This window comes from Brevundimonas vesicularis, from assembly GCF_027105095.1.
In the GTDB taxonomy this organism is placed as follows: Bacteria; Pseudomonadota; Alphaproteobacteria; order Caulobacterales; family Caulobacteraceae; genus Brevundimonas; species Brevundimonas vesicularis_E.
In genome coordinates this window covers 1,599,105-1,620,351 of the sequence record NZ_CP114278.1, presented here as the reverse complement: position 1 = coordinate 1,620,351, position 21,247 = coordinate 1,599,105, and the positions used below count along the sequence as shown (strand labels likewise).

The 21,247-nt window shown below is 61.2% G+C and carries 17 protein-coding genes; 7 read left to right on the top strand and 10 right to left on the bottom strand.

Annotated elements, in window-relative coordinates; genetic code table 11:
* Positions 1–126 precede the first annotated feature (126 nt).
* Positions 127–948 (top strand): hypothetical protein, encoded by an 822-nt coding sequence (locus tag O2K97_RS08080; protein WP_269218865.1) that lies wholly within the window; start codon positions 127–129, stop codon positions 946–948.
* Positions 949–1,040: 92 nt separating this feature from the next.
* Here O2K97_RS08080 and O2K97_RS08075 read toward each other — a convergent pair whose 3' ends face one another.
* Both O2K97_RS08075 and O2K97_RS08070 read right to left on the bottom strand, forming a co-directional pair.
* Positions 1,041–1,808: a hypothetical protein gene (locus tag O2K97_RS08075; protein ID WP_269218864.1), complete on the bottom strand. Its 768-nt coding sequence runs from the start codon at positions 1,806–1,808 to the stop codon at positions 1,041–1,043.
* Positions 1,809–1,859: 51 nt separating this feature from the next.
* Complete coding sequence (locus tag O2K97_RS08070; protein ID WP_269218863.1) at positions 1,860–2,648, bottom strand: hypothetical protein; 789 nt, start codon at positions 2,646–2,648, stop codon at positions 1,860–1,862.
* 817 nt (positions 2,649–3,465) lie between these two features.
* On the opposite strand from O2K97_RS08070, the gene O2K97_RS08065 reads away from it, so the two are divergent.
* Positions 3,466–4,155, top strand: a complete 690-nt coding sequence (locus O2K97_RS08065; protein WP_269218862.1) for a hypothetical protein — start codon at positions 3,466–3,468, stop codon at positions 4,153–4,155.
* Between the two features lie 47 nt (positions 4,156–4,202).
* Here O2K97_RS08065 and O2K97_RS08060 read toward each other — a convergent pair whose 3' ends face one another.
* From O2K97_RS08060 to O2K97_RS08040, 5 genes are all read right to left on the bottom strand, one after another.
* Complete coding sequence (locus tag O2K97_RS08060; RefSeq protein WP_269218861.1) at positions 4,203–5,699, bottom strand: nuclease domain-containing protein; 1,497 nt, start codon at positions 5,697–5,699, stop codon at positions 4,203–4,205.
* A 113-nt stretch (positions 5,700–5,812) separates the two neighbouring features.
* Positions 5,813–8,110 carry an McrB family protein gene (locus tag O2K97_RS08055; protein WP_269218860.1) on the bottom strand — a complete coding sequence of 766 codons (2,298 nt, stop codon included), beginning with the start codon at positions 8,108–8,110 and terminating at the stop codon, positions 5,813–5,815.
* A gap of 380 nt (positions 8,111–8,490) precedes the next feature.
* Entirely contained in the window at positions 8,491–9,381 is an 891-nt protein-coding gene (locus tag O2K97_RS08050; protein WP_240893505.1) for a plasmid partitioning protein RepB C-terminal domain-containing protein, read from the bottom strand.
* Positions 9,381–10,259 carry a plasmid partitioning protein RepB C-terminal domain-containing protein gene (locus tag O2K97_RS08045; RefSeq protein WP_269218859.1) on the bottom strand — a complete coding sequence of 293 codons (879 nt, stop codon included), beginning with the start codon at positions 10,257–10,259 and terminating at the stop codon, positions 9,381–9,383. Before O2K97_RS08045 ends, O2K97_RS08050 begins: the two co-directional genes overlap by 1 nt.
* Positions 10,256–11,941: a recombinase family protein gene (locus tag O2K97_RS08040; RefSeq protein WP_269218858.1), complete on the bottom strand. Its 1,686-nt coding sequence runs from the start codon at positions 11,939–11,941 to the stop codon at positions 10,256–10,258. The genes O2K97_RS08045 and O2K97_RS08040 overlap by 4 nt, the downstream gene beginning before the upstream one ends.
* A 12-nt stretch (positions 11,942–11,953) precedes the next feature.
* Between O2K97_RS08040 and O2K97_RS08035 the strand changes: the two genes are divergently transcribed.
* The 3 genes from O2K97_RS08035 (at position 11,954) to gor (ending at position 14,306) form a co-directional block, all read left to right on the top strand.
* Complete coding sequence (locus tag O2K97_RS08035) at positions 11,954–12,262, top strand: hypothetical protein (protein ID WP_088582789.1); 309 nt, start codon at positions 11,954–11,956, stop codon at positions 12,260–12,262.
* A 66-nt stretch (positions 12,263–12,328) separates the two neighbouring features.
* Positions 12,329–12,640: an excalibur calcium-binding domain-containing protein gene (locus O2K97_RS15705; protein ID WP_174085765.1), complete on the top strand. Its 312-nt coding sequence runs from the start codon at positions 12,329–12,331 to the stop codon at positions 12,638–12,640.
* A 283-nt stretch (positions 12,641–12,923) separates the two neighbouring features.
* Entirely contained in the window at positions 12,924–14,306 is a 1,383-nt protein-coding gene (gene gor, locus O2K97_RS08030) for a glutathione-disulfide reductase (RefSeq protein ID WP_269218857.1), read from the top strand.
* Between the two features lie 9 nt (positions 14,307–14,315).
* Here gor and O2K97_RS08025 read toward each other — a convergent pair whose 3' ends face one another.
* Complete coding sequence (locus tag O2K97_RS08025; protein WP_269218856.1) at positions 14,316–15,836, bottom strand: carboxylesterase/lipase family protein; 1,521 nt, start codon at positions 15,834–15,836, stop codon at positions 14,316–14,318.
* Between the two features lie 159 nt (positions 15,837–15,995).
* Between O2K97_RS08025 and O2K97_RS08020 the strand changes: the two genes are divergently transcribed.
* Complete coding sequence (locus O2K97_RS08020; RefSeq protein ID WP_269218855.1) at positions 15,996–17,465, top strand: sensor histidine kinase; 1,470 nt, start codon at positions 15,996–15,998, stop codon at positions 17,463–17,465.
* Positions 17,462–17,839, top strand: a complete 378-nt coding sequence (locus tag O2K97_RS08015; protein WP_269218854.1) for a response regulator — start codon at positions 17,462–17,464, stop codon at positions 17,837–17,839. The genes O2K97_RS08020 and O2K97_RS08015 overlap by 4 nt, the downstream gene beginning before the upstream one ends.
* 3 nt (positions 17,840–17,842) lie before the next feature.
* Here O2K97_RS08015 and O2K97_RS08010 read toward each other — a convergent pair whose 3' ends face one another.
* Together O2K97_RS08010 and O2K97_RS08005 are read right to left on the bottom strand one after the other, a co-directional pair.
* A complete protein-coding gene (locus tag O2K97_RS08010) occupies positions 17,843–18,430 on the bottom strand; it encodes a hypothetical protein (protein ID WP_269218853.1) in 588 nt (195 codons plus the stop codon).
* Complete coding sequence (locus O2K97_RS08005) at positions 18,427–21,240, bottom strand: class I SAM-dependent DNA methyltransferase (RefSeq protein WP_269218852.1); 2,814 nt, start codon at positions 21,238–21,240, stop codon at positions 18,427–18,429. The genes O2K97_RS08010 and O2K97_RS08005 overlap by 4 nt, the downstream gene beginning before the upstream one ends.
* Positions 21,241–21,247 lie beyond the last annotated feature (7 nt).

The following is a 21,247-nucleotide window of genomic DNA, read 5'->3' as shown; positions in this document are numbered from 1 at the left end:
AGCAGTGTGGAAGTTCGTGCGCTGCCCGTGTTCACCGGCGTTTCGGGTTTGGCGAGTAAGCTCGAGGTAGCCTCAATGATCTCGCAGGCGGACAAACAGGCCGCCAGCGCCTGAAGGAGAATGGGGATGAAGACGCTCTATCAATGGATCCTCCCTGGGCTGGCTTTGACACTGGCGTTGTGCGCGCCAACGCTAGCCAGCGCGCAGGATCAGGAGTGCGGAGATGTCGTCGAGCTTGTGCGTCAAGCCTACCCGGGCGCTGTGGCGGAAGGCGAGCGTAGCCTACGGATAGGCAGTCGTACCCTCACCCTTCCCTCTCCGTCATCAATCAACCCTCACGCCATAGTCTGCCGACGCTGGCGAGGTCAGCCTGGGCTGGTGCTCGTAGCCGTTCCGCTGATCGCCGAGGTGCGCGTGGACGGAACGTCGGGCGATCTGGATGTGCTCATTGTCGACGAAGCCACGGGCATGCCCCGCCAACGGCTTCGTCTTCCCCACGCCATGGATGACGACGCCATTCGGCTCTCCGCCATTTCGTTTGACACCGCGCCATACCGGCTCGGCACGGATCGACTTGCTTTCGGGGTCAAACGTGACTGGGCCGGGAGTTCGCGCCCCAATCCCTTCTCGGACACGACACTGTCTCTCTACGAAGTGCGCAACGGTGCAATCTCGCCTGTCATTGAAAATCTGGTTGTCTATCGTCGTGTCGGGGAATGGGATTTGTCCTGCGCCGGAAACACCGTCGCGACAGAGCGAATTCTAAGAATGGTTCCCGGTCCGCACGGGCAAGACATTTCGGTTCTTGAGCGCACGACCCGCAGAAGCTCCAAAGAAGGGAAAAACGGGGAATGCGCAACAACAGATCGAACCGAGCTTCCGCGTACGATCGGCCTACCCTTCGACGGCAAACGATACGACGTTCCCCGATTGATAAGGCGAGACTGACAGGGATGCTGCGGAGCGCCACTGATCGATCTCAGACCGTTCGTGCCGGGAGTGCTCAGTGCATTTCTACCCTAAGACAGTGGTTCGGAGACTCAGCAGCTCAGCAGCTCGGGCAGATTGACCGGGTCGTAGCTCTCGCCGACCTTCGCGTAGACGACGGTCGCATCCACGTCGCCGGTGTAGCGAACGCGCATCGACTTGCCCTTCTGACCGGGGATCAAGACCCCCTCCATGCTCTTGGTCTCCCCCTCTTCGCGCGCCCCGCCGTCGCTATAGGAGGTCGGGATCTGATCGATCCGCACGACGGGCTTATCCGGGGCGAGTTCAATCACGTGTGCCCAAGTGCAGGTGTAGCCCTGCCAGGTCCCGCCAGCCTCGGCGACCAGCGTCGGTGACGGGGTCAGATCGGTTCTTATCTTCCATGTCGGCGGCGCACCCCACGTCCCTGAAACGAGAAACCCAGGCCAGCTGCCGATGCGCGTGAAGCTGTCTCCGGTGCGCTGCAAATAGTGGATGGAGAGCGAGCCCGAACTGACGTGTCCTTCCCCTCCCTGCCCGTCAGAGATGAGAGCGTATCGGTCGCCCTCAAGCGCAATGAGCTTGCCGGACCGATAGGTCCGCGTGTCGGTCTGGTTGCCTGTCCCTTCCTCACGCGCGATCGGGGGCGGCCCGCCCCACGCGACTCTGAACGCCAGCGCGGTGAGCTGGTCAGGGGTAAGCGGATCCGCTGTCGGCGTGACGACGGCGGCTGCTGGTCCAGCTTCGGCAGAAGCGCGGTCGGCCGGCGCTTTTGGTTTAGGCGATCGGTCGCAGCTGATCAGCAGAAGGCAACCGAGCGCGATGACGGGAATGGGTTTCACGCTAATCTCCAAGCGCATTCAAAGGTCGGAGCCTCAAAGGCGAGAACCTAATCAGTCGCTGAGTTGAAGGATCCGATCTTCGTACACTTTGTATAGGCAGCCAGTATCCGAGCACGTGTTGCGCATCGCGATCCAAGCAGTCTGCTCACTTCCAGATCCCGGCTGAGCTTGGCGCCGGCGCGCATAGGCGGCTGCCATTTGACGATCGAGTTCGCCCAAACGAGGGTCTGCACAGATCATCTGCTCGACCGAGGTGCGAGCGCGGCGGCAATCGAAGCTCGCGATTCCGACAGATGCCGATGGCTGGACACTGAGTGATGGCGCGGTCGCCGGTGCAGAACTTCCGGAGCGGCTTTGGTTGAACTGACCCAGATCGGCATAGCCAATCAGACCTGGAATGCGCCCAAACTGGTCAACTTGGTAGACAAGCCCGGTTCCGTCTGCGGCTGGTTGCATTGAGTATGTCACATCGGCGACTAGGTCATCAGGACCAAACAGACTGCGGGCGCCGACGGGCACTTCAATGCGAAGACGGCCCGAACAGGTTGTGCGATCTAGCGCCTTATCGTGCGCGTTCAAAAGCGGCATCTCTAGCTTGGCGATCGATTGCCGCTGGAGATCATTCATACGAACCGGATCGGCCGTCGACAGACGTCGGGCTGCATCGAATGCCATCGTTTTGAGCTGCTCAACAGTCTCAGGAGCAATGCACCGAGCATTCGGCTGTAACGCAACGGCGGAAATTTCCCCGTCCGTTCCGGCTGGGGTTTTCGGAGTTTTGTCGCCGCAACCGCATAGAAAAGACGCGGCAATGAAAGCCGCTAGCATCAGTTTTTTCAAATCTGCCCCCATTCCACTGTGCCGTCCTACCACCTCAGATTGGGTTTCGGTTAGCCAAAGAGATGAAAATCCCCACTGCGCCCGCCAGCACTCGGCAGTGCTTCACCAGCGAAACTACGGAATCTTTTTCGCGCGCAGTGTGCTTTCCGAATGTGCACTATGACAGATCTTTGTCGCGAGAAGAGCAGACCGAACTGATGCGATTCACGACCCTTCTAGTCGCCTCGGCCTGTCGTCTCATCACCAAGCAGCAGCATTTTCAGTCTGCGCAGCGCAGCTTTCATCGGAGCTGGAGGCTCTGGAGCCTACGTTCTGGCGAGGCCTCGTCGGAGCGTGGTCTACAAGCTGAGTGATGATCCCGGCATGGCCGCGTTTGCTATCTTCATCCGCACGAACCCATCGCTGCCCGGCTTAGCAACAATCTACCGGATCACCGGCGCTCATCTGGAATGGACAGGGCTCATTCTGGAGAAGCTGCGTCCGATGACGTCAATAGAATTGGCATCTTGGTCAAGCTGGTTCGTGGCTGAGATCATTAAGACCAGGTGCACTCCCTCACCGATCCGTTTGGACTCGCAACCGCCGCCTGCCTGGCATTCCAGCACGCTAGCGCTTCGGGGGTCGGCGTCGATCTTTTAAAGCCGGACAACGTTATGGTGAGCATTTCAAGCGGCGTGATCGTGCTGAGCGACCCGTTTTTCTGACGGAGCCGGCGCGATCGACTTCAAAGCCGAGCGGGCTTCCGGTGCACTTTCCCTCAGCGAGGGCACCAGCTGCAGTATCTTCCATTCCGCCAGACAACCTCGACGGATAGCCCATGTCGCAATCGTCCCCGTTCGAAAAAACCGCCCTCACCGCCCTCTACGAAGCGCACTTCGCTGATCGGCCCGAATACCGTATGGGCTGGTCATTCATGTATTGCCCAGAGGCGCGACTAAAGACCGCCCGACTGGGCATCATCGGGCTGAACCCCGGCGGTGGTGACGAGTCGAGCCCTGAACAGGCCGCCGAAGCCTATTGGGATTGGGACGACGACGGTCTGGCGTATGTCGATCAGCCATGGGGCGCCAATGGCTCGCTCAACCCACTGCAGTGTCAAATCAAATTGCTGCTGGAAGCGCTCAGCGTAGACAGCAGCGAAGTATTCGCGGCGCAACTCGTGCCATTCAGAAGCCAGTCCTGGAACAGCCTTCCCGACCCACATGCGGCGGTCAGAGCCTGTCGTCCCTTGTGGCAGCACATCGCTCGTGTATCGCCGACAATCACGCTCTGGGTTTCTCTCGGAAAGGAGGCCGGGCGAGAGTTAGCGCGTTTGTTGCAAGCGTCAGGTACTCGACGTTTGGACGTGGGCTGGCGTCGCCATTTTGCGGAGCTCTACCAAGCTCCAGACGGCCGCGTCGTGCTCGCCCTTCCCCACCTCAGCCGGTTTAAGCTCCTAAGCACCGAGGATCGTACCGAAATCCTTGCGTGCCTCGCTGAGGCGAAACGCCTCAGCGGACTGGCATGATTTAGGCCTGCCACCGCAGCTCATCCGCTCAGTGCGAAATCCCCCATCTACACCGAAGCCGCTTTTAGCTGATGCAAGACGCCCAGCGCATAGAAGATTGGCGCGCTCCAGCCTTGGCCTGTTAGCTGCAATACGCCAAACCGGTGCACTGAGTGGTAAGCGCTCTGTGCGTAGATCGCTTTATCGTCCGAAACCCGCGGCACGATGATGAAGGCGGCATCCGCGCGCACGCCCCTGACACGCAGGGCGTCCCGGTATCGATGGATGTCTCCCAACCCTTGATCGATTGGCTGGCGGCTTGCGCGATACTTGGCGTCGAGAATGACCCACGACACGACCTTTCCGGCGCGACGTCGTATCAAGACATAGTCGGGAACGTTAACCCCGGACAGACTGCCAAAGTTGCGCTGATCCTCAACATCCTTGGCGCGCGAAAACCACTGTTGATACCTCAGTTCGATAGTCTCCAGGCGTGGACCGACGAACCACCAACTTGCCTGATTCGATGGTCGCTCCTCGCGTCTAGCCATTGCGCGCAGATTAACTTTTGAAAGCCGCCATCCCGCCCCGAGCGTCGCCTCAACTTCGTCGATCAGCCGGTACAGCGTAAATAGCTCGAATAGATCATACGTGCGCTTTAAAGCCGCTTCTAAATTGCCGCTGACATCATAACCAAGACCTGGATCCAGTAGTCGTCTGCCCAGACGTTGGATCGCGCTGTAGAGCGGGTGGTCTCCGATCTGCTGGAGCGCGGTTTCCGCAGGCGGCTCACGACCAGCGCGACGAAACACGCGGCTCTCTGCAAGCGAGTTCAGACGGCCCCGCGCAGCATCTAGTCGTTCAGCAAGAATCTCTGCGTGGGCCTCTGATGCCGGATCTTCAAATGGACCAGCTCGCTTACGCAGAATGGCCGCGCTTTGGTCAAGACGCGCTGTCACCCGACCTAACAGGTGGGCGAAGTAGCGTGTTACTGGATGGTCGAAGGTCTCGATCCCGACCGGCTGATCAATGAGGGCTCGTTGTGCGTCTCCGGCCAGTTCGCGCTTTCGTAAGGATGAAAGCAAAATAGGTCGGCGACCAAGCCAGCGCAGTGTCGCGACGTCCGCCCGGCGAGTCAGATCAAACTGGGCCAGCTGCCGCGTGACACGCCGTACTTTTGGCGGATCAGCCATAAACCGTCGCACAAGGCGCTCGAATATGGGCAGCAGCGCATCTACCACAATGGGGTGGACGACCGCCGGCGCTTGGCCTGCCTCGCTGCCGCCTGTTTTGCCTTGGGATAGTCCCCACAGAAGCGTGGGGGAGCGGACCGACAGCTCTTCAAGCATGTCGTCAAACTCCGCCTCACTGAGCTTATTATCGCTCGGCCGGATGTCGAGCGTGATTTGATCGCAGACGACGTCATCCACGCAAAGCTCGACAGCCATCCTGCCCGCCCAGGTGTCGATCAGAAATTCATACCGTGCTTCAAAACCATCTTCGACCTGCGTGATCTCGGAGTGCTCGATGCGCGAGCCACTCGACCGCAGCTGGGGCAGCCTCACGCTAAAAGTTCGCAAGATTACGCGTTGCCCCTCCGCGCATATCCAGCCGTTCGCGCCCAGCGAGAGAGCGTTGACCTGACCTTTGCTCCAGGCATCTTTGCTAGTGAAGCGGCCTATGACCAAAACCGAACCATGCCCTGCGAGACCAGCGAATCCTGCATCGCCCTCAGCTTATGGGCGGACGCTTCCAGCGCATGCGCTGAGCAAACAGCGTGTGCGTCAGCAAGAGCTTTCCTAAGCGTCGCGGTGTCTTCCCCGCGGACTTTGGGCAGCACTTTTGCGATCACCGCCGCATCCAGGCCCTCCGCTACCGAAAGCCCGTGATTCCCTCCGCAGAACCTGAGCACCTCATCGAACGTGCGATACCCGAAGTGTCGCCGAGCCGGCTCGAGCGCCCCATAGAGATCGCCGAGCACACCCAGCACCTCCTCACGCATCACTGCTTCGTACGACAGCGCATTCTTTTCAGCCCACTTCGCGACATCAGCTGTCCAGAACTCGAACGTGAACGCGCGATCGAGCACCTTGTCGGAGAAGGGGTGCGTCGTCTCATCCATGTTGACGGTGCCGATCAAAAAGAGGTTTTTAGGCCAGGGGATGCTCGACGGAATTTGATCGACAGCATCGGCTCCACCATGAAGCACTAGACGCCCTCCCCGTCCCTCCATTGCGGTTAGGAAGGGCGCGAAATAGTGCTCTACTCGCGCGAGGTTCATTTCATCGAGGCAGAGGAAATAAGGCTCTTCGGGATGCGCATGCGCTCGGAGCAAAAGACGAAGTGCCGGGGTTTCGTGGAAGATCGGTGGATCCGCCAGCGGGTTCGTATAGCCCAGCAACCCGGACGGATCGGTCCAATCAGGCCAGACCGAAACCTGCTCGTAATGTTGCTCGACGCCAAGCCCCAGCTCGTCGCAGTAAGCGCGCGCATAAGTCCGCGCCATCGATGTCTTGCCGGTGCCTGACAGGCCAGCCAGCAAGATAAATCGCTTGCTGTCGCCTGCATGAAGCGCGGCATGAACAAGTCTGATCTGAGCGTCGTCGAAAACGAAACGTTGTAGTTCATCGTCGGCTTTGAAGCGCGCGATCACGCGCTCAACATCGACGGTTTTGAGCACGACATCAGAGACTGCAGCTTCTTGCTCGACGTCAATCGCTATGGCGATCGGGTCTGACGGTTTCGGGAGTTGAGCAGGGTCCCTGATGTCGTCTGGAATACCACTAGCCCAGTACTCTCCGGCCTCTGTGAGCGTGACTCTAGCGAGCTTTCCACCCCCGTCGATCTCAGCGAGACCGAGGTCGCGAAGCCATCTCACCAGCGAGTTAGGTGCAAAATCAGTCGTCCAACCGGCGTAGTAGTCGCGACAACGTTTGGCTATTTCGCCGAGGGTCTTGGCGGTTTCATCGCGCAGGTCCGCGAGGACGAGCCCGAATCCAAAAACGTTTCGCACGAACGTTGGCGTGAGAATGTCAGCAGCGGCACTCCCCTCAAGAAGGGCCTTGCCAGACGGCCCCAGCGTCAGCACCGCCCCATCTACTTTCAGCAAGCTTAGGGACACGGCTTGCGCAATGACGTTCTGACGCGATGACTGCTTCAGTCCAGGAGCTTCCTCGGTAAGCTGATTTACGAGGTCACCTCGCTCCATCCCGTGCTCTGCTGCGCGAACCAGCGACAGCAAGAGATCGAGATTGTTTGAAACATAAAACATCCCCTTGCGCTGCATCTGCGCAGGAAGGAGAGCCAGAGTCGGAGCGTCTGTCGGTCTGTGCGGCTGGTCAGGCTGAGGCGTCGGGCGAGTTCCCTCATCGTCGGCCGCTTTAATGTTTTCCCAGAGAAACCAGCCAAACTGGCTCTGAGATACTGCTTCGGCAATCGAAGAAGGATTACCAAGCTGCTCGATCGCAGTGCGACGCGCTATGACGTTCTGGCCGATCAAACCCAGACTCATCGAGCCTGCCCCGACGTACTGACGCACCTTGATCGTCCGATGCCAATCCATGAGGCAGAACAGGTCTTCAGGTCGCAGCGTCACGAACAGACGTACGAGGCGCGCGAGCGGGCGGCGCGAACTATATCGAGGCGAAACCATGTCGATTATGGTTTTGAAGTCGGCGTCGAGCTGCTGCGCGAGCTGTCGCGCTTCGGTCGCCCGATCGTACTGACGAACTCGCCAAAGCACGTCGACAACGGCAGCGTCCGTGTAGGCTCCCGGAACAGTTACGGAGCTCCCCGGGCCAATTCCAGAGACCTCCCGTTCCTCCCAAAGCGACTGTTGGAAAGCTGCAGATCGAAACTCAGCTTCTGCTGCGTTGCGTGCTCGCTCGCACGCCGCCACGAAGCCCTTGTGCCAGCTCTCATCGTCTGGCCTGCGTTTGGTCTCTTCGTACAGAGCGCGAAGTTCCGGCACCGTCATCCCCCTTAGGTCTCTCGGTTTCAACGAGAGTTCCACTTGGGACCCTAGTGAGCCAATCGCGCTAGTCGAGTGGTGATTGCAACTTTCCCGACGGAGCCCAACGGTAGCAATCCGAAGGAGCCCTTCGGACCAGTGCGTTTGCCTGAATGCACACTGAGACGCCAAATCGATCTTAGTCGAGCGCAGCGGTCGTCGAGCTTGGCGCACGATCCCAACGGCGGGTCGGCCCGCCGGACCGACCCTAGATGGGCAGATGACGCCCATCCTAGCGGGCTCCGAACGGGATCGCCGTCATCCCCGCCACCACCCTTGATCCGCCTCCGCCGACGGCTTCTCCGGTGGTCCCGGCGCTTGAAGGGTCCCGGTCCCCTTAGGCGTGCTCAAGCCGCTTGGGCGGGAGGGTCTAACGAGGTTGCTGCGACAACGGATCGGAAGGTCTCCAGCATCTCGCGATGCGAGTTTGCGAGAAAGGTTTCGATCGACCGTTTGGTGAGCAACCGCTCCAAAAAGCCTGCCGCGATGACCAGCAGCAGCGTGTCGTCGCCAAACGCTGTCTCCAACTCGTGAAAGTCTTCAGACACCGCAGCGAGCTCCCGCTCAAGCCGCTCGATCTGTTCCGGGCTGACGCCGCGTATCGCCTTCGCTTCGGGCTTCACGAGATCGGCGGGTTTGGTCGTGACCAGAAGCGCCCTCGCATATGTGGCGCTGTAGTTGTTTGCCGAGATCATCAGCTCCGCAACTTCGAGCTGACGCATAGCTTTCATCTTGCGCAGCTTCTGAAAGGCATTGATGCCCACGGGCTTGTCCTTGAGCAGCTCAGCGACGTCGTCATGAATCCCGTTGAGCATGTGACGTCTGGCTCGAATTGAGCCGACATCGACATTGAGCGCCCGCGCGAGTTTGGCTTCGGATACCCCTCGCTCAATGGCGCGAACAATCATGTAGTGCTCTTGAATCGGTTGAAGCCGATTGACGCGCTTGTTGTAGGTAAAGGCCTCATCGTCCTTAGCGACGATGCATCGCGCTTCCACTGCGCCCTGCTCCTTCAACACGGCCAATCGCACGTGGCCGTCGAGAAGAGTGAAGGCATCGCCTGACCGGGCTTGGGCGAGGATCAGCGGCTCGACCAAACCCACTTCTAAGATCGATGCGGCGATGCGCTTGTACTTTGCGCTTTCGGTGACCGCCGCCGACAGCATCTTGGAGGGCAGAATGCGGTCGAAAGAGATAGATCGAACGCGTTGCTGGAAGGCGATTTTGACGGAGGCCATCACGGATGCTCCAAACCGACGCGCGCCGCGAGCGCGGACGGAAGATTGGTGATCCCTTCAGCGCGCATAAGCGCAGCGAAATGATCATCGGCAAGCAGATGCTTCAGTGCGTTGACGACAAAAACGAGACGCGTGCGCGTCAGAGAGGCCCGTCTGACAAAGGTCTCGCGACGTTCCGTCTCGCGTTGTAGCGACCGAACAAGCGTGTCGGCCGTGATCGGTTTTTGATTGCGGACGCCACGATTGCGATTGTGGATCCCTTTGCCGCTTGTGCTGCGTTGCTCGATAATGTGGCGAATGGCCAAAACCTGATTGCCCGGAATGGCCTTTTCTTCGAAGGCCTGAGCCAGAGCACGCTGCACCTCCCCTTCCTTGGAATGCGCGATCTCCATAGCGACAGTGTGAGGGATCACGCCGCGCTCGACCGCTGAGATCAGTTTTTCTTCGCCGTTCTCCAAAAGATGGCAGATCGCCCCAACATATTCCGTACTGTAGTCAACCTTCGCAGCGATTTCGCTATGGCTGTACCCACGCTCTCGAAGCGATCCGATGGCTCGAACCAGCTCGAGCGGTGTGTGCTGTCGACGAGCGAGGTTTTCGACCAAGCTCATCACAAAACAGTCTTCCTCGGCGGCATCGATCAACACCGCCGGGATCTGCTCTTGCCCAAGCGCGATGAACGCCTCTAGCCGCCCTTGACCGCAGACCAGATCGTATCGCGCTCGACCGGGCCGCTGACTGACGGTGATCGGCTTTTTCAGCCCGAGATGCTCGATGCTGGTCACCAGCTCTTGAAACACTCTCTTATTTCGAGCGCGAGGGTTCAGCACCGTGATGTCATTGACCGGGATGAGACGAATTTCAGCGACGTCGGTCATGCTGCATGGACCTCCACCCGCTGCGTGAGATCGAAGAACGCGTCGAGTGTGTCGAAGCGAAACGAGTCCAGCAGCACGCCATTGTCGGGCGCCAACCTCATGCTTGGATCCGCGCCACACTCGAACCAGGGGAGCAGGTAGTAGTCGCGGATTTCAGCGTTCCCGACCTCCATCCGCACTGCGATGGTGATGTCGGGGCGCAGACCCTGATCTAGCCGAATTTTCCACCGCAATCCGCCCGCCGGCGTTTCTAGGCAGCGTACGATCACGACCGATGCAGTGAACTCGTCATTGATGGTCAGCAGTCCGTTGCACGGGTCTTCTGAAACAACCGCTCCGCCCCGCTCGATTCCACCAACGACCTGGGCGACGACATCCGGGTGTATCGCCCGGAGAGCCTGATTGATTTCGATGTAGCGATAGTCGCGAGCTGGCGAATAGCCGATCAGTTGGTAAGCACGAACGAGGCTCCCGAACCGGTGGCGAAATGCCGAGCTTGACGGCATGTCATCGACTTCGTCGATCACGAGCCCCGATAGCCATCCCTTTTTCGCCAGCAGGTCAGACAACCGAGCCAGCAGCTCTTCGTCACTGTATCGCACGCACCTGGCCTGGATGATGCGCTGTGCGGCCTCGAAAAAGTCCGGTTCAACGATCCCTTCGAACGCACCGTCGCGACGCACCCAGTTGTCTGGATCGTTCACCACGCGCTTTGCCTTCAACTTGAAGGAAGAGCGATTGTACACATTGTTGCCGATGTACTTTTCGTTCGTAAGAACCTGGTGGACCGTGCCGCGGGTCCAGGGACGTCCCAAATCCGTAAGCCGGCCCTCCCCGTTCAGCACCGTAGCAATTTCGCTTTCTGAGCGACGCTGAACGACGAACATCCGATAGAGACGTCGAACGACTTCGACTTCCTCGGGCGGCCCGGGGGTGAGCACCACACGATCGGTTTGAATGCTCTTTTGCTCGCCTCGCTCAAGCAGACCTTTCGGCGACAAATGCTCATCAACCAGTTGCCGACGCAGACCATATCCAGCCGCGCCACCTTGCCGAAAACCCAGCGTGATGAGGCGACACTGACCAGCAAAGACCTTGGCCGAGAGCTCGCGACTATACTCCCCCGCCATCGCGCGCTTCATGCTCTTTATGATTGTCGCGCTTAGGCTCCCGTCGTTCTCAAACTGCTCAGCACAGTAATGCACCGACAGCCCAGCCTCACGGCAGATGAACTCGTAATAAGCGCTCTCGTCAGCATCCTGGAAACGACCCCAACGGCTCACATCATAAACGAGGATAGCCTCAAATCCCGGAGCGCCGTTGCGAACGTCGGCGATCAGCTCCTGTAAAGCCGCTCGCCCATCAAGCCTCAGTCCGCTCTTTCCCGCGTCTGTGTAGGTACGAACGACATCAAACCCACGTCGAGCCGCGTAGGCCGCGATCGCCTCAGACTGGTTTTCGGTCGAGTACTTTTGGTGCTCCGTCGACATGCGGACGTACTGAGCCGCCCGCACCGATTTTGCGGCTCCCATCTCGTGCTGACCGTCTTTTGGGTCCATAATGCACGCCAGAAACATCCGTCCGAATGGACGGCGAGAATCGAGCCGTAATCGCAGACCGAATGGATGTCCTTTCAAAAGATGGTCTGAAAACTTCAGCCCAAAATCGGAAAACTTCTCCATCAGGAGGCATCGATGCAGGCCTTCCCGCAGTTGATTGCTGGAGCACTTCGCGAGGAATGGGGCGAGAGTCCCTCTGCGCGCAAGGCGGTCGGCCTCATCACCAATGCAAATGAACGTGCTGTGCGAAACTGGTTTGATGGCCGTAACGGGCCCAGCGGCGAAAATCTGGTGCGCCTGATCCAGCACTCAGACGCCGTATTATCAGCGGTGCTACGAGCTTCGCGACGAGATCAGCTCCTACCTGCCGTGGCGCTAATGCGCCTTAAAGCTTCGCTTCAAATGGCAATCGATAGTCTCGACGAAGCCTTTCCTAGCCGGTGACCAAACCACGCGAGCTGGACGCGCGCAAAAGTTGCGAGCTATGAAGCCCTGGCACGGGGCACCGACATGAAGTTCATTATTGCGTTCGTCGTCATTGCGGCCTCGGCGGTACCGATAGCTGTAGCTGCGCATTCCGGCGGACTGAACGCAGAGGGGTGCCACAACGATCGCAAGCGAGGCGGTTACCACTGCCATCGTGCGGGCGGAGGCTCTTCGTCGCCCTCTCGTCCACGGGGCTTGAGGTCGTCGCCCCCGTCTAGCGGCGCGTTTGCGAACTGCACTGCGGCCCGTGCGGCAGGTGCGGCTCCCGTGCGTAGGGGCGATCCCGGTTATGGACGGCACTTAGATCGAGATGGTGACGGCGTCGGCTGCGAATGAGCACGCCCAAACTGAATGGTTTCAATGAGTTATCAAACCGGCAGCAACGCAATTCCATTTGGAAAACCCGCTGTAACCCATTGAATTTGCTCGTATCAGCTTGATCCTGTTTGGAGGCTTTCTTCTTTTATTTCAATGTACTTACAGCGTCTCTTAATCAGCGGGTCGTAGGTTCGAACCCTACATCACCCACCATCGTCTTTCCCTAGCTTCCAAACAGCCTCTTGGATTTCGCGCGGCGCGGCTTAAATGCCGATGCCTGCCGCTGAACGGAATCCGACCTATGGCCGACTACGACTACGACCTTTTCGTCATCGGCGCCGGTTCGGGCGGGGTGCGGGCGGCGCGGCTGACGGCGCTGGATGGCAAGAAGGTCGCGGTCGCCGAGGAATATCGGGTCGGCGGCACCTGCGTCATCCGTGGCTGCGTGCCCAAGAAGTTCATGGTCATGGCGTCCGAGGTCAGCCACGCGCTCGAGATCGCCGAGGGCTACGGCTGGTCGTTCGACAATGCGAAGTTCGACTGGCCCACCTTCCTTGAAGCCAAGGATGTCGAGATCGCGCGCCTGTCCGGCATCTACGCCGCCAATCTGGGCAAGGCCGGGGTCGAACTGGTCCACGGGCGGGCGGTCCTGAAAGACGCCCATACGGTGGAGATCGTCGGCAAGGATCGCACCATTACCGCCGAAAAGATCCTGATCGCCACGGGCGGCCGCCCCTGGAAGCCGGACGAACTGCCGGGGATCGAGCACGCTATCACGTCCGAAGAAGCCTTCCACCTTCCGGAACTGCCTAAGCGCATCCTGATCGCGGGCGGCGGCTATATCGCGGTGGAGTTCGCCGGCATCTTCGCGGGCCTGGGCGTCGAGACGACCCTGATCTATCGCGGCCCCAACATCCTGCGCGGCTTCGACGACGATGTGCGCGCCCATCTAGCAGGCGAGATCGAAAAGCGAGGCATCAAGGTCATCCTGGGCTGCCAGCACGAGAAGATCGAAAAGACCGAGACGGGCCTCGTCAACCACCTCGAAAACGGCATGAAGCTGGAGACGGACGTCGTAATGTTCGCCACGGGCCGCATCCCCTACGTCAAGGATCTGGGGCTGGAGAGCGCCGGCGTCGAGCTGAACGAGGCGGGCGCAATCAAGGTCGATGCCCATTCCAGGACCTCCGCCGACAACATCTGGGCCATCGGCGACGTCACCGACCGGATGAACCTGACGCCTGTCGCCATCCGCGAAGCCGTCGCCTTCCATCAGACCGTCTATCGCGACAATCCCCAGCACTTCGACTACGAGGCCGTGGCCACCGCCGTCTTCAGCCAGCCGCCGGTCGGGGTTGTGGGGCTAAGCGAGGCGGAGGCGCGGCGGTCGTGCTCGAACGGCGTGGACGTCTACGTCACCCGTTTCCGCCCGATGAAATACGCCTTCACCGGCTCGGATGAGCGGGTGTTGATGAAACTGGTGGTCGATGCCGAAAGTCAACGCGTGGTCGGCGTCCATATCGTCGGCCCCGACAGCCCCGAGATGATCCAGCTGGCCGCCATCGCGGTAAAGGCCGGCCTGACCAAGGCGCAGTGGGACGCCACCTGCGCCGTGCACCCCACCATGGCCGAAGAGCTGGTCACGTTGAAGGAGAAGCAGTCGGGCGCGACCTCCGCCGGCTGACGCGTGCGCTCAGGGCCGGGGCCGCTCGCGGAACCGTTCCAGCAGGTCCAGCCGGGCGCTGAACGGCACGGGCGTGACGGTCGGTCCCGGGTTGACGAAGTTCATCAGCCGGGTGTCCCTCAATGTCGCTGTGGGCCAGCGTGGCCGCCCGACGCCGTTGGGATCGCCCGAGCGCGCGAAGGCAGTCCAATAGCCCATCATGGCCTCCGACGCCTTCCGATCCCGATCCTCGACCGGATACGGCAGGGTGTTCAGCGTGCCGAAGACATAGGGCCGCTCGATCGCATGCGTCGCGCCGCCGTGTGGCTCAGGGTTCTGCGGCGACGAGATATCGAATCGATAGAGCCAGGCCGGATGGCCCGCCTTGGCATGCAGCCGCGCCAGCATCCGGGCCGGCTCCGAAAACACCAGATCCGTGATCGCAAGCTTGTCGAACGCTTCCAGCCCGCCATAGGCCTGAACGGCGTCGGCGCGCTCGAGCCAGGTCATGTCGTCGTCGATCTGACCATAGCCGTTACGATCCGTGGGCCGCATCCACCAGAATTCGGCGCTGTTGCTGCCGATGATGAAGGGCACCGGGGCCTGCCGGCCCGCCTTGAAGGCCGCCTCGACGGTGGACGGCAAGATCCGCCCGTCGATCAGCGTCAGGTCGCCGTTGGCGAAGACCGGCGGCGGCGTCAGGAACAGATCGGCCGGCGCCGCGCGCAAATCCGCCGCCGTCCGCAATCCCGCGCCATAGGCCCAGACCTCGCCCCGTTCCCGCGCGGAGGGCGCGCCATAGGCGCCCTTGCGGTCCAGCGGCGTCTGCAACTCCCGCCCCAAGCCGGACTGAACGATCGCCCGGTCGAACAGACCGCGCGCCGGCGGCGAGATCATCAGTCGCGTGACGATCGCCCCGCCCGCCGATTCGCCGAAGATGGTCACGTTCTCGGGGTCGCCGCCGAAGGCCGCGATATTGGCGCGCACCCATTTCAGCGCCGCCGTCACGTCCATCAGCCCATAGTTGCCCGCCGCCTCGCCCGCCGGCCGCTCGGCCGCCAGCGCCGGATGATCGAAGAAGCCCAGCCGCCCCAGCCGATAGTTCAGCGTCACCACGACCATGCCGCGCTTGGCCAGGTTGGTACCATCATACAGCGGCGCGGTTCCCGACCCGTTGACCAGACCGCCGCCGTGAATCCAGATCATGACCGGGGCAGGTTGCGCCGCGCTGATCGGCCGCCAGACGTTCAGGTTCAGACAGTCCTCGCTCATCGGCAAAGGACCGACGCCGGGGTCGCCGTTCGGCGGCGCCTGGATGCACAGCGGACCGTAGGCCGAGGCGTCGCGCTGGCCCTGCCAGGTCGGCGCGGGGCCGGGCGGTCGCCAACGCCGCTCGGCCGTCGGCGGCGCGGCATAGGGAATGTTCTTGAACGCAGCCACTTCGGCATCCGCGCGTCCGGTCAGGACGCCCTGCGGAATGCGGACGGTGGGCTGGTCGGCTGCGGGCGCCATCATGAGCGAGAGGGTGGCGAAAACGCCGGCGATTGTCATGCGCGCTGATTAGCAAATTACGGCGGCGCGCCAATAATCTTGCGATCACAGTTCACGACAGCGAAGCCAGAGAACCGATTTCGATGTCGCGCGTTATCGCCAAGCTGTGCGGGGTAAGCGTTGAACGAAGCGGCAAAATCCGGAGATCCGACCATTAACTTGGGTGCGGCTTTCGAGGCCTCGCCCAATCCCTATGTGCTGCTCACGCCTGACCTGCGGATCGCCGAGGTCAATCAGGCCTATATGGATGTCACGGGCGCCAAGCGCAGCGAAGTGTTGGGCCAACCGCTCTTTGCCGCCTTCGACTCGGGCCCTGGCTCGGACGCCCCGGAGAACGTCCGCCAAGTCCGTGCGTCACTGGAAAAGGCGCGCGACACTCGACAGCGCGATCATCTGGCGGTCGTGCGCTTTTCGATCCCGAAAACGCAGCCCGACGGCAGTGAAACCTTCGAAGAGCGGCTCTGGAGCGCCACCCATACGCCCATACTGAACGCCGACGGCGAAGTGGTCATGCTGCTTCAGCACACCATGGATGTGACGGACCTGGCGCCCGTCATCCGCCCGGACGAGCCGACGACCGCTTTGGACGCCATCATCGGCGGCTCAGTGCTTCGTCGGGCCCAGTCGGTTCAGGAGGACAATCGTCGCCTTGAGACCGAGCGCAATCGTCTCGTTGAGATGTTCATGCAGGCCCCCGGCTTCGTCGCGATCATGTCCGGACCGGATCATCGCTTCCAGATGCACAACGACGCCTACAGCCAGCTCATAGGTCACCGGGATATTGCAGGGAAGCCGGTCAGGCAGGCCCTGCCGGAACTGGAAGGCCAAGGTTTCTATGATCTGCTCGACAGCGTCTTCACCACCGGCGAACCCTATGAAGGCCGCGAAAGCGCGGCGCAGCTGCAGCGACAGCCCGACGGGCTGCTCGAAACCGTCTATCTCAACTTCATTTATCAACCGATCCGCGACGACGCGGGCGCGGTGGTGGGCATCTTCGTGCAGGGCCACGACATCACCGAGAACGTCTTGGCCGCCCAGCGCCAGAAGTTGATGATCGACGAACTGAATCACCGCGTGAAGAACACCCTCGCCACGGTGCAATCCATCGCCATCCAGACCGCTCGCTCCAATACTGACCCGGCCAGCTTCGCCGAGACCTTCCAGTCGCGGATCATGGCCCTGTCGCATACGCACAACCTGTTGACACAAAGCCATTGGGAAGGCGCAGATCTGCGAGCCATTCTTGAGCACGAGACGGAGGCCTATGGACCGACCCGGATCAGCCTCAACGGCCCGCCGATTTCTCTCGAACCTGCTGTCGTCCTGTCGCTCGGCATGATTTTCCATGAACTCGCGACGAACGCCGCCAAATATGGCGCGCTGCATACGCCGGACGGCCGAATCCTCATCGACTGGGGATTGGCCGACCAGAGACACCGAAAGCTGAAGTTGAGCTGGCGCGAAATCGGCGGCCCCACGGTTGCGGTTCCGGCCAGGAAGGGCTTTGGCAGCCGTTTGATTGAGCGAAACATTCGCCATGATCTGGCGGGCGAGATCGATCTGGTCTACGCCCCCGAAGGATTGATCGCGGAACTGACAGTTCCATTGGACAGGACCGCCGCACAATGACCCAGCCCCTCACCGGCCGCCGCGTGCTTGTCGTCGAAGACGAATCGCTCGTCGCCATGCTCCTGGAAACGATCCTGGAGGACATGGAGTGCGTGCCGATCGGTCCCGCGTCCAGTGTGGACGAAGGCCAAAAGCTGGCGCGCGAGACGGAGAACCTCGACGCCGCCCTGCTGGACGTTAATGTCGCCGGTCGTCAGGTCTTTCCCGTCGCCGAGACGCTGAAGGAACGCGGCGTGCCATTCGTCTTTTCGACCGGCTACGGCGAAGGCGGTCTGCCCGACGAATGGCGCGGCCAACCCACGATTCAGAAGCCGTTCACAGAAGTCGCCATCCGCGACGCGCTGATGAAGGCCATGGGCGTGACCCAAGCCTAAGGCCTAGCTCGGCATTCGCCGCGGCGCGAACCATCCGTCATCGGTATTCTGCACGGACCCTGCGACGGCCAGCACCGTGAGTGTGTGTGTAATCAGCCGCTTCGCACGCGGCCGACTGCCCTCGAACTCGTCCATCAACTCGGTCGGCGACATCGGAACCCCCTGTCGGCGCAGGATTGAGAGCAGGCTGGACGCCAGAACGCCGGGCTGTTCGGGAAACAGGGCCTTCTGCTTTGATGTCGGTAGAAGAGGCTGCGGCGGTCTTGCAGTCCCTTGGCGCACCTTGCCGGTTTGATAGTCCGGTCGCAGGAAGTGGATGTCGCCCTGCGCCTCCTGCTCAGCCCTGGCCTGGTTCAGCTGGATCAGGCGCTCGACGATCTGCCTGTCCGCCAGGTCGTCAGGCCAGCCATAGGCCTTGGCGACCAGCTGATCGAGGCGTTGATGCAGATGGTCGATGATGCCGACGCGCCCTTGGTCATAGATCGCACGTTCAGCGTCCGACACGTGATCGCCCAGGCCTATCCTGGCTCTGGCGTTGTAAAGGCCGGTCATCGTCAAGGCGTCGCTGTCGCGAAGGACGTCAGCCCTCACGGCATCGAGTTCTTCGGCCAGGACGCCGATCTCTGCCGCCAAGCGGCGCCTGCGTCCGGAAATGGAAAGGTGTCGAAACAGGCGCCTTTCACATAGACGGCCTCGCGTTCGTATTCGCCGATGCGGCCGGCGTTGGCGGCGAACCACGCGCGATGCTGGCGCGAAGACAAGACGCCAAGCACGAACGGATCATCGCTGGCGATCACCACCAGCTTGTTGTCCGGCAAGGTGGCGGCATCCATGAATCTAAACCAGCGATGTTTGGCGGTTTCTATGGTGACGATAAAGCGGCTCAATCCCTCCAGGGCGTCGCGCAGATCACGACGCGGCTCTCCAAAGATCCACCAGTTTTCGCGATAGGCCGCCCGGTTGTTGCGATCCCGATCCGGCTTCACCGTCTCCAGAAGATGCTGGAACAGCAGCGGATGCCGACGACGCGCCTCGCCTTCGTCCCAGCCGGGGAAATCAATGACCTGCAGCCCGCGTGATCGATCCGCCAGATCTCGGCCATTCCGATAGTCACGAACCGGCGACGGCGCCTGCGGGTCTGAGCCGGACAGGAGGCGTTCGGCCTTCTCTGACGCGACCTGAAACCCCGAGCCCATCAACTGCACGCCGCGATAGGCCAGCACCGCGTTGGCCTTCAGCTGTCGAACGCGCGTCAGTCGACTGTCCAGCATCAGGTCCGCGCCGATGTCGCCGTGACGCTCCTTGAACGTCGTGGCATCCGCATCCTTGACCCTCAGCCATCGTCCCTGTCCGTCCGGCTCGCCCCGCTCGGCGACCGACATGGCGATCCTGACGTCAGCGCATCCTACGCCTCTGGCCCACGGATGGTCCGCGATGGCGAAGACAATCCTGATCGGCGGTCGTTTGGCCAGATGGTGTTCGATCACCCGTCGCGAGAAGGTCTGGGTGATCGAATTGGTGGTGATGAACCCGAAGCGCCGCAACCGCGTATCTGGCTCGATCAGGATTTCCGCCGCCCGATCCCACCAGGCCATGACCAGGTCTGCCGAAAGAAATCGACCGCCCCGGATCGCTGCAAGGGCATCGACGTAGCCGTCGCCCAACTCTCGTCTCAGGCCTTTGCCCCCAATGAAGGGCGGATTGCCGACGATGAATTCAACTTCCGGCCAAGGTGTGGGGCGCGGGTCGATATAGCGAACTCGCTCTCGCTCGGCGTGATCACGCCCATGCACCATCTCGACGCGCGAGAACTCCAGCAGGGCGTCGGCCTGTCGGATGGTGCGAAAGTTCTTGAGGATGGGCTCCGACGGCATCGGCGCGCCGGATATGCGGAAGTGCCACTGAAGATGGCCGATCCACATGACCATCTCAGCGATCCAGGCGGCGTTGGCGTTCTTTTCTATGCCATAGAATTGCTCGGGGCTGACCACCCGCCCGTCGAAGGCCAGCACGCCCTGATGCTCGCCCATCTCTGCCAGTGTGCTGAAGATTTCCTCTTCCAGCTCCTTCATCATCCGCATGGCGACATAGAGAAAATTGCCCGTGCCGCAGGCGGGATCCAGCACGCGCGTCTTGCAAAGCCGATCATGAAACGCGTGCAGGCGGCGACGCGCCTTGACTACGTCGCCCTGCATGAAATCCGCAACCGCTTCGCCCTCCACCGCCTCCCAATCCGCGCGCAACGGTTCCATGATCGTCGGCGCGATCAGGCGCTCGACATAGGCGCGAGGCGTGTAATGCGCGCCCAGTTCGGCCCGCTCAGCCGGGTCTAGCGCCTGCTCCAGCAGGGTTCCGAAGATGGCTGGCTCGACGTCGGTCCAGTCGCTCTTCGCCGCAGCGATCAAGGCCTCCAACTCGCCTTCCTCGATGGGCAGCGTCTCGACCGTGCTGTAAAGGCCGCCGTTGAACCGGCGGATTTGTTGGCGGGTAGCGACGCAATAGCCGCCCTGATCCATCGCCATGAACAACGACCGCGCGCCCTGGTGGAAGCGCTCCGCCTCCCCGCGATAGCTTTCGAGCAAGCTCAGAAAGCTGCGCCGCTCGATCAGGCCGACGCTGTCCGCGAACATGGCGAAGATGCATTGCATCACGAAACGCGCGGTCTTGCTCGCCTGCGCGGCGCGATCGACTGGCCCAAGCCCGACCTGTCGCCGACCGTTAATCGATTTTACCAACCAGGCCAGAGACTTTGCGATTTCCGTCGTGACCGCCGCCGACCGCGCGGCCGGATCGAGCGACATCGGATCGGTCCAGACCCGGCGCAGCCGCTCTCTGACCTCGGGCGAGCGCAGCTGGTCTAGGGTGATCCGATAGCCCGCCCGATCCGGGAACGGCGCATAGATCTTGCCTTGCCTCGCAAAGTCCGACCACAGCTCGATCGACCGTCCGACATCCACCGTGATCAGAAACGGCGGCCATTCGGCCAAGGCCTTGGCGTAGTTTTCAGCCTGCCGCTTGGCGACCCGCATGACGCGATCGAGCGCCTCCACCGACGGGGCATGCGCCTTTCCGGCGGACTTGCCCAATAAGGCCAGTTGCGCGGCGGGGTCCAGCGGACCTCCGTCGCGGCGTTTGCGCGACTGTTTGGCCTCCAGGACGAAACAGTCCCGTTTGGCGCAATCGATCCAGCCCGCCGTCGTCTGCCCATTGTCGTGATGAAAGCGGATCGGCCGCTCGAAGCAATAGTCCAGATCGCCCGCGCGTTCGTCGTCCGGCGCGGGGACGCCGATCAGGCGGCAGAGCTGAATGATGAAGGTCTGATAGTGGGCGCGTTCGCTGATCGGCGCAGCAGACCAATGTTTGATGAAAGCTTCGACATCGTCTGATTGTTCTGCGTCCATGCAGACA

Excerpts from the sequence above, each read along its gene's own strand:
- O2K97_RS08040 (WP_269218858.1), bottom strand. The coding sequence starts at position 11,941 with ATGGAGAAGTTTTCCGATTTTGGGCTGAAGTTTTCAGACCATCTTTTG.
- O2K97_RS08005 (WP_269218852.1), bottom strand. The coding sequence starts at position 21,240 with ATGGACGCAGAACAATCAGACGATGTCGAAGCTTTCATCAAACATTGG.
- O2K97_RS08050 (WP_240893505.1), bottom strand. The coding sequence starts at position 9,381 with ATGGCCTCCGTCAAAATCGCCTTCCAGCAACGCGTTCGATCTATCTCT.
- O2K97_RS15705 (WP_174085765.1), top strand. The coding sequence starts at position 12,329 with ATGAAGTTCATTATTGCGTTCGTCGTCATTGCGGCCTCGGCGGTACCG.
- O2K97_RS08065 (WP_269218862.1), top strand. The coding sequence starts at position 3,466 with ATGTCGCAATCGTCCCCGTTCGAAAAAACCGCCCTCACCGCCCTCTAC.
- O2K97_RS08080 (WP_269218865.1), top strand. The coding sequence starts at position 127 with ATGAAGACGCTCTATCAATGGATCCTCCCTGGGCTGGCTTTGACACTG.
- O2K97_RS08045 (WP_269218859.1), bottom strand. The coding sequence starts at position 10,259 with ATGACCGACGTCGCTGAAATTCGTCTCATCCCGGTCAATGACATCACG.
- O2K97_RS08025 (WP_269218856.1), bottom strand. The coding sequence starts at position 15,836 with ATGACAATCGCCGGCGTTTTCGCCACCCTCTCGCTCATGATGGCGCCC.
- gor (WP_269218857.1), top strand. The coding sequence starts at position 12,924 with ATGGCCGACTACGACTACGACCTTTTCGTCATCGGCGCCGGTTCGGGC.
- O2K97_RS08015 (WP_269218854.1), top strand. The coding sequence starts at position 17,462 with ATGACCCAGCCCCTCACCGGCCGCCGCGTGCTTGTCGTCGAAGACGAA.
- O2K97_RS08035 (WP_088582789.1), top strand. The coding sequence starts at position 11,954 with ATGCAGGCCTTCCCGCAGTTGATTGCTGGAGCACTTCGCGAGGAATGG.
- O2K97_RS08055 (WP_269218860.1), bottom strand. The coding sequence starts at position 8,110 with ATGACGGTGCCGGAACTTCGCGCTCTGTACGAAGAGACCAAACGCAGG.